Origin of the sequence: Gordonia namibiensis NBRC 108229, assembly GCF_000298235.1 — a bacterium.
Lineage (GTDB): Bacteria > Actinomycetota > Actinomycetes > Mycobacteriales > Mycobacteriaceae > Gordonia > Gordonia namibiensis.
Genome location: NZ_BAHE01000053.1, coordinates 38,332 through 51,375, shown reverse-complemented (window position 1 = coordinate 51,375; position 13,044 = coordinate 38,332). Strand labels below are relative to the sequence as shown.

At 68.8% G+C, this 13,044-nt stretch carries 8 protein-coding genes; 6 read left to right on the top strand and 2 right to left on the bottom strand.

Going from position 1 to position 13,044, the window contains the following annotated elements:
• Nucleotides 1-3: 3 nt before the first annotated feature.
• Nucleotides 4-1,446: a CCA tRNA nucleotidyltransferase gene (locus GONAM_RS19615; protein ID WP_006868492.1), complete on the bottom strand. Its 1,443-nt coding sequence runs from the start codon at nucleotides 1,444-1,446 to the stop codon at nucleotides 4-6.
• Between the two features lie 227 nt (nucleotides 1,447-1,673).
• Between GONAM_RS19615 and GONAM_RS19610 the strand changes: the two genes are divergently transcribed.
• The 3 genes from GONAM_RS19610 to GONAM_RS19600 all read left to right on the top strand — a co-directional run bounded on the left by GONAM_RS19610 (nucleotide 1,674) and on the right by GONAM_RS19600 (nucleotide 9,569).
• On the top strand, nucleotides 1,674-2,867 hold the full coding sequence (locus GONAM_RS19610) for an NUDIX hydrolase (protein ID WP_006868491.1): 1,194 nt from the start codon (nucleotides 1,674-1,676) through the stop codon (nucleotides 2,865-2,867).
• Nucleotides 2,868-2,970: 103 nt separating this feature from the next.
• A complete protein-coding gene (locus GONAM_RS19605) occupies nucleotides 2,971-5,595 on the top strand; it encodes a DUF6049 family protein (RefSeq protein WP_006868490.1) in 2,625 nt (874 codons plus the stop codon).
• Between the two features lie 32 nt (nucleotides 5,596-5,627).
• Nucleotides 5,628-9,569 carry a murein biosynthesis integral membrane protein MurJ gene (locus tag GONAM_RS19600; RefSeq protein WP_006868489.1) on the top strand — a complete coding sequence of 1,314 codons (3,942 nt, stop codon included), beginning with the start codon at nucleotides 5,628-5,630 and terminating at the stop codon, nucleotides 9,567-9,569.
• On the opposite strand, the gene GONAM_RS19595 is transcribed toward GONAM_RS19600, so the two are convergent.
• Nucleotides 9,553-10,491 (bottom strand): sterol desaturase family protein, encoded by a 939-nt coding sequence (locus GONAM_RS19595; protein ID WP_006868488.1) that lies wholly within the window; start codon nucleotides 10,489-10,491, stop codon nucleotides 9,553-9,555. The two genes, GONAM_RS19600 and GONAM_RS19595, sit on opposite strands and share 17 nt — an antisense overlap.
• 130 nt (nucleotides 10,492-10,621) lie before the next feature.
• On the opposite strand from GONAM_RS19595, the gene GONAM_RS19590 reads away from it, so the two are divergent.
• The 3 genes from GONAM_RS19590 to scnC all read left to right on the top strand — a co-directional run bounded on the left by GONAM_RS19590 (nucleotide 10,622) and on the right by scnC (nucleotide 13,043).
• The gene (locus tag GONAM_RS19590) at nucleotides 10,622-11,344 is read left to right on the top strand and encodes a TetR/AcrR family transcriptional regulator (protein WP_006868487.1); all 723 of its coding nucleotides are present in this window, start codon (nucleotides 10,622-10,624) and stop codon (nucleotides 11,342-11,344) included.
• Nucleotides 11,345-11,456: 112 nt separating this feature from the next.
• Nucleotides 11,457-12,308 (top strand): SH3-like domain-containing protein, encoded by an 852-nt coding sequence (locus GONAM_RS19585; protein ID WP_006868486.1) that lies wholly within the window; start codon nucleotides 11,457-11,459, stop codon nucleotides 12,306-12,308.
• 3 nt (nucleotides 12,309-12,311) lie between these two features.
• The gene (gene scnC / locus GONAM_RS19580; protein WP_006868485.1) at nucleotides 12,312-13,043 is read left to right on the top strand and encodes a thiocyanate hydrolase subunit gamma; all 732 of its coding nucleotides are present in this window, start codon (nucleotides 12,312-12,314) and stop codon (nucleotides 13,041-13,043) included.
• The last annotated feature ends 1 nt before the right edge of the window (nucleotide 13,044 follow it).

The following is a 13,044-nucleotide window of genomic DNA, read 5'->3' as shown; positions in this document are numbered from 1 at the left end:
CGCCTACTTCTCCCCGCGCGCTGCCCACCACTCCCGGAGTGCCTGTTCGGCCTCCTCGTGGCTGAGCGGACCGCGGTCCAGCCGCAGTTCCTTCAGATGACGCCAGGCCTGGCCGACGATCGGCCCGGGCGGCACACCGAGCATCTCCATGATCGCGTTGCCGTCGAGGTCGGGTCGGACCTTCTCCAGGTCCTCGGCTTCCTTGAGCGCCGCGATCCGCTGCTCGAGGTTGTCGTAGTTCTGCTGCAACCGGCGGGCTCGTCGCTTGTTGCGCGTCGTGCAGTCGGCCCGCACCAGCTTGTTCAACCGATCGAGCAGCGGACCGGCGTCGTTGACATAGCGCCGCACGGCCGAATCGGTCCAGGCGCCGTCGCCGTACCCGTGGAACCGCAGATGCAGGAACACCAGGTCCGCGACGTCGGACACAACGGCCTTCGGATACTTCAGCGCCCGCATCCGCTTGCGCACCATCTTGGCGCCGACCACCTCGTGGTGGTGGAAGCTGACCCCGCCGCCGGGTTCGTGGCGTCGGGTCGCGGGCTTGCCGATGTCGTGCAGCAGTGCCGCCCAGCGCAGCACGAGGTCGGGGTCGCCCTCCTCGAGGTCGATCGCCTGCTTCAGCACGGTCAGCGAATGCTGGTAGACGTCCTTGTGCTGGTGGTGCTCGTCGATGGTGAGCTTCATCCCGGGGATCTCGGGCATCACCCGCTCGGCCAGACCGGTCTCGACCATCGCGTCGATCGCGTCGATGGGGAACTCCCCGCAGATGAGCTTGTCCAGCTCCGCGCGGACACGTTCGGCGGTGATGCGGTCGATCTCGCCGTTCATCTCGGTGATCGCGTGCCACACGCGCGGCGCGAGCCGGAATCCGAGCTGGGAGATGAAGCGGACGGCCCGCAGCATGCGCAGCGGATCGTCGCCGAAGGACTGCTCCGGGGTCGCCGGGGTGTCGATGACCCCCGCCAGCAACGCGGACATCCCGTCGAGCGGATCGCAGAAGTCCTCGGCACCCTTCGCGCCGATGCGTACGGCCATCGCGTTGACGGTGAAGTCGCGGCGGATCAGGTCGTCGTCGAGGGTCTCGCCGAAGGTGACCTCGGGATTCCGGCTGACCTGGTCGTAGCTGTCGGCTCGGAAGGTGGTGATCTCGATCTGGTGCGCACCCTTGCGGATGCCGACCGTGCCGAACTCGATGCCGACATCCCAGAAGGCGTCGGCCCATCCCTTGAGCAGGCGGGACACTTCTTCGGGACGGGCATCGGTGGTGAAATCCAGGTCGTTGCCCAGCCGGCCCAGAACCGCATCGCGCACCGAGCCGCCGACCAGATACAACTCATGACCGGCCGACGCGAACAGCTCCCCGAGGGGAGCCAGGACGTCGTCGAGCTCCCGGAGCGCTATCGCCGCGGCAGCCAGCAGGCGCGTCTTGCGGTCCGGATCCGACACCGTCGGCCGTACATCCGACGGAGAAGAGTCATTCACGGCTTGCCACCCTACCGTCGTCGCCCGCGGCTTCGACGCCGTGGAGGAGCCCGGACCACGGGCCCAGTCGTGGCCACCTGTCGATATCCGTCGTACACCCTGTCCGCGCATTCCGTTGCCGGTGTCGACATCCTCCGCGCACTACGAGGCGTCCGGGCAAACTGCAGGTGACCAGCCGCTAGCATCGTGGAGTGTCCACCGATTCCTCGACCAACCCTTCAGACGTCAGCGACGTCTCGTCGGGTTCGCATGGGGACGGCGGCGGACAAGCAGGTCAGAACCCAGCCGGTCAGGGGCGTCGCACACGACGCGGCCGCCGGCGTCGAGGTCGTCGCAAGGGCGAGGGTCGCGGAACCACCTCGCACAACAGCGGCGGTCACGCCGCGGCCGGGCACAAGCAGTCCGGTTCCAAGCAGAACGGGCCCAAACAGAACGGCCACAAACCGGGCACCCACAAGCAGCACAACCCCGCCACGTCACCGGCGCCGTCGACCGGGCGGCCCACGCCGAACGATCTCGTCCGCGCCCGTACCGCCGATCCCGCCTGCCCCGACCCCGTCGAGGCCGAGCCGGTGGAGAAGCTCCCCGTCGACCCCGACCGTGCCCGTCCGAAGGTGACGCCGCCGAAGCCCTCCGACATGGCCACGGTCACGGCGACCATCACCACCAAGGGCCTGTCCCAGGCGACGGGCAAGGCCGGCAAGGGCCGACGCCGCTCCGCACGGCCGGACCGCACCGCCGACCGGTCCAACGACCGCACCGCCACCGACAAGCTCCGGACCGTGCGGGAGACCTCGGCCGGTGGACTCGTCATCTCCGACCTCGGTCTGCCCATCGACGAACTGTCCGCCGCACTGATCGGCCGGGTGGATCGCCGCGGCCGGATGATGTGGTCGCTGCCCAAGGGTCACATCGAGACCGGTGAGACCGCCGAGCAGACCGCGATCCGCGAGGTCGAGGAGGAGACCGGGATCCTGGGCACGGTCGTCGCACCGCTGGGCAAGATCGACTACTGGTTCGTGAGCGAGGGTCGCCGCATCCACAAGACCGTGCACCACTACCTTCTGCGTTGTGTCGGCGGTGAATTGTCCGATGCCGACTACGAAGTCAGCGAGGTGGCCTGGGTGCCGTTGCACGAGTTGCCGCGTCGCCTCACGTACTCTGACGAGCGACGACTCGCCCGGATGGCCCGTGGTGTGATCGCCGATCTCGCCGCCGACCCGACCCGACTCGCCCAGTCCGAGGCCGACAGCATTCGCACCGAACCCAACGCCTATGAGAAAGCCGCCGCAGCGCGCAATCAGCGCCGCAACGAGCCCCTGCCCCCGGCTCGTCCGCGCCGGCGACGACGCCGTCCCCGACGGCCCGCGGCCGGCGATGGCTGAGGCGCGCCTGTTGCCCGACCGGTCCGGTCCGATCCCTCGTCCTTCTCTCCGCCGATCCGAGCGACGTCATGATCGTCGCGGCGGGATCATCGATCCGCGGCGGGTGCAGGTCGTGACCGCATTGGCGGCGGTGCTCGGCGTCGTCGCGCTGCTGTTGCTGCCGGGTGTCGCCGCACCGGCCTCCGCCGTGCCCGAGACGAGTGCCACCGGGGCGGATCCCGCCCAGCAGTCGTCGCCGCGGTTCGCACGCATCGTCATCGACTCGATGACCCCGTCGATCGTGACCACCACCAGCAGGCCGCTGGTGACGGTGAGCGGTCGCGTCGACAACATCGGCGACCGCTCGATCAGCAACCTGTCCATCCGTCTCGAACGTGGTGATCCCGTCTCGTCGGCCTCAGGGTTGCGCACCCAGCTCGCCGACGACGATCCCGCGATCGCCGTCGCCGGCCCGTTCGAGACGCTCAGTGAGTCCCTCGCGCCGGGGGAGAGTGTCGGCTTCCGGATGTCGATGGCACTGTCCGCCGGCTCCGGGCCCGACGGTCAGGGCCTCGGGATCTCCGAGACCGGCGTCTATCCGATGCAGGTCAACGTCAACGGCACCCCCGACTACGGCAACCCGGCCCAGGTCGCCGGCTCGCGCATGCTCCTCCCGGTGCTGTCGCTGCCGCCGGACGAGAACCGTGCGCGCAACTACGTCGATCCGACCGACGAGACGGGTTCGCCGTCGGTGCCCGGGCTCGGCCCGGACGGTTCGGTCTCGGCGGATCTGGCCAGCCCGGCCCGGATGACGATGCTGTGGCCGATGGCCGCGCCGCCGCAGCTCGCGCCCGGTGTGCTCGGCGGCAACACCGAACCCGTCCGGCTGATCAACGAGGACATGGCACGGTCGCTCGACACCGGCGGCCGGCTGAACGAACTGCTCAAGTCGTTGCAGAAGGTCGTCGGCACGCCACCGCGCGAGGAGTCCGGACCGCCGTCCTCCGAACCCCCGGCGGAGAGTCCCGCCGAACCGGCGCCGGCCGCGATGCCCGGCTCCGAGAAGCTCGCCGAGAGCATGTGCCTGGCCGTCGACCCCGACCTCCTCGTGACCGTCCGTGCGATGTCCCTCGGCTACGAGGTGTCGACGAACCCGGCCGACCCGACCTCGGCCGCCCGGCCAGGCAACGGATCCGAGATCGCCGGCCGCTGGCTCGACGACCTGCGGTGGACCGCGAGCCGGATGTGCGTGGTGGCGTTGCCGTTCGCGCAGGCCGACCTGACGTCGCTCGCCAGGATCGGCAACACCGGCCTCACCGAGTCCGCCCTCCGCAAGCCCGCCGACATCATCGACGCCATCCTGGGCGTGCGCAGCGTGCGCGGCCTGTCGGTGCCCGCGCTCGGCGCCATCGACGACGCCGGTGCCGACGCCCTGGCCGAAGCCGCCGTCACCTCCGTTGCACTCGCGTCGAACTCGGTCGCCCCCACCGGCCGCCGCGACGACACCGGTCGCTACCGTGTCGGCCGCCTCACCGCCCAGACCTTCGACGCACCCATCACGGCGTCGCTCGCCGCGATCGGCACCGCCCCGAGCACCCCGGCCCTCACCCCGAAGTCACAGCAGGTCGACCTCACCGACGAATCGACCGGCAGCCGTCGCCAGAGTGCGATCGCCGCGCTGGCCTACCCGGCGATCGCCGCGCCGCAACCGGACTCGGCAGACGACTCCGGCCCCCGAAATCCGGTGGTCGGGCGGTCTGCGTTCCTCGTGCCCCCGACCTACTGGTCCCCGACGGTCGCGGATTCCGACGCGCTCTTCGCGACCGCGCGCCTGCTGCTCGAGTCCGGTGCCGCGACCCCGACACCCCTGCCGTCCCTGGTGCAGGAACTGAACACCGCAGGTGCCACCGGCCGGCTGACCGACCCACCGGGGGTGGGACCCGTCGGCCGCATCGGATCCGTGCTCACCTCGCAGGCGACCGCCGCCATCCGTCGCAACGTCGAGGACAGTTGGCAGTTCGAGGGCGCGCTGGTCCGGTCGGCCGATGTCGCGGCCACCCCGGAGCGGTACATGTCGCCGCTGCGCGAGGACCAGCTGCGCGCCATCAGGTCCCCCGACGTCGCGGGATCCGCCGTCTACACGCATCTGCGTCGGCTGCAGGAGGAGCGCATCGACGCCGTGGCGTCGACCCTGCACCGCCTCGGTCAGTCCGTCACGATCCTCGACCCCGGCGGCCGGTACACCCTGGCCTCCGAACGCAGCCCGGTACTGCTCGCGGTGCGCAACGACCTCGCCCTGCCGGTCCGGGCCCGCCTGACCACGTCCGCGCCCGAGGGCGTCGAGATCGGCGATCTCGGGGTGATCGAGATCCCCGCCCGCGGAACCCGGCAGATCCAACTCCCCACACGCGGCGAGACCTCCGAGGCCGTCACCATCGACATCCGGCTGGCCACGGTCACCGGTGTGCCCCTCGGCCAGCCGATCACCCTGCAGGTGCACACCAACGCCTACGGCAAGCCGCTGTTCTACATCACCATCGTCGCCGGCGTGGCGCTCGTGCTGCTGACCGCGCGCAGGCTGTGGCACCGGTTCCGCGGTCAGCCCGACCCCGCCGACGCCGACCGGCCCGAACCCGACGAACTCGAGCGGATGCTGGCGGGAAGCGGCTATCAGGAGCGACGCCGTACCCTGCAAGGCGAGGGTCGGCCACCCGGCGAGGAGCCGGAAGACCACCCGCACGACCCCTGATCGAGCACTGAACGAGGACGGCGAAACAACACGTGAACTGGAACGATGTGCCGCGCGAACCGCGGCCGGGAGCACCCGGTGCGGTGCCTCCACAGCGTCCGGATCGCGCCGCACCCCGCCGGATCCCGCCCGGTTCCGGCCCGGTGCCGCCGCCACCCCGTCCCGGCCGGCCGGTCCCGCCGCCCGTCCACCGCACCCGCGATCCTCAGGGCGCCCGTCATGCTCAGGGCCCCGTGCCCGGTGGTGTCCGCGTCGATGCCCCGCCGGCCCGACCCGGACGCCTCGACGCGGCCGGTTACCACGAACGACACAGCGGCGAGACGGACGCCGTCAACACCGGGTCGTCGAATAAGGTGACCGCCGACGACTCGTCGTCGACCGGTCTGGCACGCGACTCCGACTCGAGCATCCTGCGAACCAGTGGCTCGATCGCCATCGCGACCCTCTTCAGTCGGATCACCGGCTTCCTCCGCACCGTTCTGATCCTGGCGATGCTCGGTTCGGGCATCGCGTCGGCGTTCCAGGCCGCCGACGTGCTGCCGAACATGATCGCCGAGGTCGTGTTGGGCGCCGTGCTGACGGCCATCGTCATCCCGCTGCTCGCCCGGGCCGAAGCCGAGGACGAAGACGGTGGTCAGGGCTTTCTCAACCGAATATTCACGATCACCGTGGTGGTGCTCGGCTCGGCGACGGTTCTGGCCGTCATCGCCGCGCCACTGCTGACCTACCTGAATCTCGGTGACGGGCAGGTCAACCGGGACCTGTCCACCCACCTCGCCTATCTGCTGCTGCCCGAGATCCTGTTCTACGGGCTCTCTGCACTGTTCATCGCGGTGCTCAACCTGCGCGGTCTGTTCAAGCCGGGCGCCTGGGCACCGGTCCTGAACAACGTCGTCCAGATCACGACGCTCGTGCTGTACGCACTCGTGCCCGGCGAGATCACGCTCAACCCGGTCCGCATGAGCGATCCGCAGCTGCTCGTCCTCGGTATCGGGTGCACCCTCGGCGTGGTGCTGCAAGCCATGGTCCTGGTGCCGTTCCTGCGCAAGGCGGGAGTTCATCTCAAGCTCGAATGGGGCATCGACGCCCGGTTGCGCCAGTTCGGCAACATGGCGCTGGCGATCGTCGCCTACGTGGCGCTGCTGCAGGTCGGTCTCATCGCGACCTACCGGATCGCCGCCTCCGCCGAGGAGTCCGGCGTCAGCATCTACTTCACCCACTGGCAGTTGCTGCAGCTGCCCTACGGCGTGCTCGGCGTGACCATCCTGACCGCGATCATGCCGCGACTCTCGCGCAATGCGGCCGCCGACGACACGAAGGCCGTGGTCGACGACCTGTCGCTGGCCACACGCCTGACGATGGTCGCACTGGTCCCGGTCGTGTCGTTCATGACCTTCTTCGGGCCGGCCATCGCCATCGCGGTGTTCAACTTCGGCCGGTTCGACGCCGCCGACGCCTCCCAGCTGGGTTCGGTGCTCGCCTGGGGTGCGTTCACGCTCATCCCGTACTCGATGACGCTCGTCCAGCTACGTGTCTTCTACGCCCGGGAGGACGCCTGGACCCCGACCTTCATCGCGCTCGGCATCACCGTGGTCAAGGTGACGTCGTCGTACATGGGTCCCGTCCTGTTCGACGACCCGTCGAACGTCGTGCGGTGGCTCGCGCTGTCCAACGGGCTCGGCTACCTGGTCGGCGCCATCGTCGGCCACTACCTGCTCCGCAGCCGACTGCGGGGCGCGCGATTGACGAACGTCGCCCGCACCACGCTGGTCACGTTCGCGGTCTCTCTGAGCGTCTCGGCGGTCGTCTGGGCCGTCGCCAAGATGTCCGGCCTCGACCACATGATCGGTTGGCTCGGCAAGGTCGGGTCGCTGCTGTACCTGATCCTGACGGCGGTCGTCGTGCTGGCGGTGACCTATGCGGGTCTGGCCGCCGCACGGGTGCCGGACGTGGTCGCGATCGGCAACTCCGTACGTCGCCTCCTCGGCCGGTTCATCCCGGCTCTCGCGCCGCCCGCGGAGCCCGAACGCGAACAGTCCCCGGCGATCACAGTTCAGTTTCCGCGCGTCTCTGCGGACGAATCGCTCCCGTACTCTGGTCAGGTACAAGTGCTGCGCCGCTTCGACAGGGGCACCGCGACGTGGCAGTCCTACTCCGTGCACACCGGCGGCGCGATCGGCGCCGGCCGGGGAGCACGTCCCATCCCAGAGCGCGCACCGGTTCCGCGCGACATCAGATACCGGAGGAAAGGAGTCCGTCGCGTGAGTGACAGCGAGATCGACACGAGTGCACCCACCGGGTCGCCCGTCGAATCCGGCCCCGGCGAATCCCATTCCGCCGAACCGCAGGCTCCCTCCACATCCACTCACGGCCAGACTCCCGACGCGCCGGCCGCCGCGCCGACACCGGAGGCCGCCCGTCGACGCGGCCCACGTCTGATCCCGGGCGCCGCGGTCGCCGGTGGCCGATACCGGCTCCTCGAACAGCATGGCGGCACCCGCGGTCTGCAGTTCTGGCGCGCCCAGGACATCAACCTCGACCGTGAGGTCGCATTGACCTTCGTCGACGCCGACCAGCTCGCGCCGCCGCTCGAGCGCGGACAGGCCATCAAGGCGACCGACCAGGGACCCCAGGCGGTCCTCTCCCGGACCCTCCGTCTGGGACAGATCACCTCCGACGGAGTGGCCCGGGTGCTCGACGTCGTCCGCGGTTCCTCCGGCGGCATCGTCGTCGCCGAGTGGGTGCCCGGCTCGTCGCTCGCCGACGTCGCCCGGTCCGAGCCGTCCCCGATCGGCGCAGCCCGAGCCGTGCGCTCGCTGGCCGCGGCCGCAGAGATCGCCCACCGGTCCGGTGGCGCGCTGTCGATCGACCATCCCGACCGCATCCGCATCAGCCACGACGGTAACGCGGTCCTGGCCTTCCCGGGCACCCTCGCCGGGGACGACAAGGCCTCCGACGTGCGCGGCCTCGGTGCGGTGCTCTACGCACTGCTGCTGAACCGGTGGACCCTCGATCCCGAGAACGGGTCGCGGCTCGTCACCACCGACGACGTCACCGATCCGATCGGTGGCATCCCGGTGGCGGCACCGGGGGAGAACGGTCAGCCCCTGGAACCGCGGGCGGCGAAGCCCGACATCCCGTTCGAGATCTCGGCGGTCGCGGCGCGTGCCCTCGACGGAACCCGGGGCATCCGGACCGCGGCGACGGTCCAGCATGTTCTCGACCAGGCCACGGTGGTCGACCTCAACACCGACATGCTCCCCGCCATCACCGACGCCGACGCGCCGCCGCCGGTCACGGTGGCACCGCGGGTCGGCAGCGCCGAGCACAAGCCGGGACGCAAGAACCTCGCGCTGCTGATCGGCGCCGGTCTGCTCGCGCTCTTCGTGGTCATCGCGCTGATCGTCGGAGCCACCAACGTCTTCGGCAGCGGTGACGGCTCGAGTGACATCGATTCGATCCTGACCACCACCGAGCCGGCCCCGCCGGGCCAACCGACACCCGAGGCCAAGGCACCTGCCGAGGCCCCGCCGGCACAGGACATCGCCCTCCGGGGGGTGACCGTGGCCGACTTCTCGTCGCAGCCGCCGGACAACTCGGCCAACGTCGGGAACGTGATCACCGGTGCGGCGCCGCCGTGGCAGACCGACAACTACCGCGGTCGCCCCGACTTCGGCGGTCTCAAGCAGGGGCTCGGCCTGATGTTCGACCTCGGTGACGAGCGCGCGGTGAAGTCGGTGACCATCGAGACCCCGACCCCCGGTTTCGACGTGGAGATCCGCACCTCGCCGAACGCGCGGCCCGCCTTCGCCCGGACCACCCCGGTGGCCGCGGGTCGGGTCGATCAGAACACCACGACGATCCCGATCGCGTCTCCGCAACCGAGCCGCTTCGTGATGGTGTGGATCAAGACGCTGCCACCGTCGGCGGGCGGCTTCCAGGCCGAGGTCGGCCGCGTCACGATGGCGGGCTGACCGACTCGCTCTCGGTGCCCGCTGTCACCGGTTCGGGCGCCGGATCGGTCGTCTTCGGAGTCCACCCGGGCGGGCCGAAGATGTAGCCCAGGCGTGCTCGCCAGCTCGACGTCGACCTCACATCGCGGGCGATCGCCACGTACTCGTGCGTCTCGAGTCGCCAGATGTTGTAGGTGTCCACCGGTTTGGTCAGCCCGTAGCGCGGGCGGCGGATCTCCGGCGTGAAGGATCCGAACATCCGGTCCCAGATGATGAAGACGCCGCCGTAGTTGCGGTCGAGGTACTCGGGATCGCGTCCGTGATGCACACGGTGATGCGACGGGGTGTTGAACACGTACTCGAACGGCGCCCACATCTTGTTGATGTGCTCGGTGTGAATCCAGAACTGGTAGATGAGGTTCAGCGAGTACGCGAAGAACACCAGGGCCGGCGGGACACCGAGCAGGGGCAGCGGGAGCCACATCACGATCGCGGCGCTGATGTTCCACTTCTGGCGCAGCGCGGTAGCGAAGTTGAAGTACTCGCTGGAGTGATGGGCCTGATGGGTCGCCCAGACGATGCGCACGCGGTGCGACACCCGATGCACCCAGTAGTAGATGAAGTCCACCGCCACGAAAGCGATGACCCACGAGTACCACTGGTTCATCGGCAGCTGCCACGGTGCGACGTAGGTGAACAGGGCGGTGTAGGCGAGCAGGCCGAGAAGTTTCCAGAAGGCGCTGGTCCCGATGGAGACGACCCCCATCATCACGCTCGCGCGCGCATCCCGGGTCTCGTAGGCGCCGGGGGCCGGACCGCCCTCGTCGTCGTGATCGTGTTCGAGCTTGGCCGCGGCGAACCACTCGATGGCCAGCATCGACAAGAAGAACGGGATCGCGAGAACCGTCGGCTCGCGCATAGGTTCCGGCAAGAACTCCAACACCGTGTACTCCCTAGGACACCATCTGACACGTCAGCATGTCAGTTCAATTCTGACAAGGTATCGTGTCAGAAGCAGCGCTGTAAAGACCCGATCGGTCGAAATCGGGTCGTGACGACAGGAGCGAGGTCCCGTGCCCACGTCCGCCACCGCGGGAGACCCCGCCACCCGAACCGCCGGCCGGCGCTATGGGGGAGCGGACCCGACCGAACGCCAGGCTCGGCGCCGCAGCGCTCTGATCAGCGCCGGCCTCGACGTTTTCGGTACCGACGGATACGCGAAGGCCTCGGTCAAGAGTGTCTGCGACCAGGCCGGGCTCACCCAGCGCTACTTCTACGAATCCTTCAGCGATCGCGCCGACCTGCTCGTCGCGGTCTACGACGACTGCGTCGACTTCGCCCGCACCTCGACGATCGCCGCCGCAAGGAGCTTCCTCGACGCCGCGATCGACGAGACCGGGATCATCGATGCTTCGGAAGGCATTCCCGCAGAAGCCATCTCCGATGCGGCGCGCGCAATCCTGCAGGCCTTCATGTCGGCACTGGCCGACGATGCGCGTCGGGCGCGGGTCATGCTGGTCGAGGTCGTCGGCGTCTCACCGGAGATCGAGCGCGTACGAATGCGCGCGATACACGGATGGGCCGACCTCATCCTGATGCTGGCACGGGGAAGTCGTCCGCCCACGACCCGTCAGCGGCTCGCCTCGGTCGGGCTCGTCGGAGCCGTCATCCAGTTGATGGTCGACTGGTATGTCGCCGGGGAAGCGGACTCCGACATTCCGCGCGAACCCCTCGAAGACGTCCTCGACGTATGCGTCGAACTGTTCGTCGCCGCGCACGGTCGACTGCTGAACTGACGTCACACGACCGTCGACTCCGTCAAAACACCTCCATAAGTCGTGCTACGCGAGTAGATTTCGGAACATTCTGCTTCAAAGCCGCGGGGCCGCTACTCCCGGGAGGCGACGGATGAGTACAGCAGAAGAACGTGCCAGACAGCTGGATCTTGTTGCGCGCCTGAAATCTTCGTATCCGGAGCTTCCGGACGCGCCCACTCCCGATCTCCTCGATCACGCGCGGATCACCGCCTATCTGAAACCGGTGCACGACGTCGGCGGTGAACCCGACGCACCGATCTTCTACGAGGGAAAGGCCTACGAGCTGTGGGAGCACATGACCTACGTCATGTGCGAAGTCCTGGCCTGGCGCGGGATCTGGCTCTCCGAGGAACGCCGGCGGATCGGCAATGTCGACGTCGGCCGCGCGGAGTACCTCGGTCTCCCGTACTACGGCCGGTGGTTGCTGGCGGTCGCGAGAGTTCTGGTCGAGAAACACCACATCGCGCTCGGCGAGCTCTCCGAGCGCATGCTGGAGGTGCAGGAACGGTACGCCGGGGGACTGGCGGGCAAGAAACTCGAAGCGCAACCCCGCAGTGTCGGTGACGGTTCCGAGGTACCCCGCAACACCCACCACCGGCACGCGGTAGGGGTCGGGGACCCGCAGATCTACGCAGGAAAGGCCGGTGAGGCCCGGTTCGCCGTCCACGATCTCGTCGTCGTGCGGGAGCTTCCGGTCGTCTTCTACACGCGCACACCGGAATACGTGCGCGGCGCAACCGGTCGGATCTCGGCCGTCGCCTACGAGAGTCCCGCGCCCGAGGACGAGACATGGGGTCTGTCCGACGCCCAGGCCGAGTGGTTCTACGTCGTCGAATTCCAGATGAGCGACCTGTGGCACGGATACACCGGCACCGCCGACGACACCCTGCGAACCGAGATTCCGGAGAGGTGGCTGGCGCCGGCCGGTCGAGAGGAGAACTAGACCATGAGCGACGCCACCGGTACGCACGGCCACGATCACGATCACGACCATGCGCGGACGGTCGCGCCGATGGTCGAGGAGGTCACCGATTTCGAGGTGCTCGAGATCGCCCTGCGTGAATTGTGCATAGAGAAGGGTCTTTTCACCGCGGAGGAACATCGTAGATTCACCGAGTTCGCCGAACAGATCGGACCGACGCCGGCCGCAACCCTGGTCGCCCGCGCCTGGCTCGAACCGGACTTCAAGGAACTCGCCCTCGCCGAACCGATGACCGCGAGCAAGGAGGTCGGGGTCGACTGGCTCGAGCCCACCGGCTTCGGAACGCCCAGTGATTTCACCGCTTTCTCGATCCTCGAGGACACCCCGTCGGTTCATCACGTGATCGTGTGCGCGTTGTGTTCGTGTTATCCGCGGCCGATTCTCGGTAATTCGCCCGAGTGGTATCGCACGCCGAACTATCGGCGCCGCATGGTGCGCTGGCCGCGACAGGTGTTGTCGGAGTTCGGTCTCCAGCTACCGGACGGTGTGTCGGTCCGTGTCCAGGACTCCAATCAGAAACACCGGTTCATGGTGATGCCGCAACGCCCGGCCGGGACGGAGGACTGGACCCAGGAGCAGCTGGCCGAGATCCTGACCCGCGACTGCCTGATCGGGGTCGCTCTCCCCAGGCCCGGGGTGACCACCAACGCGGTCACTACTACCGTCCGACCCGCCGTCCACCCGGCAGGAGACTGAC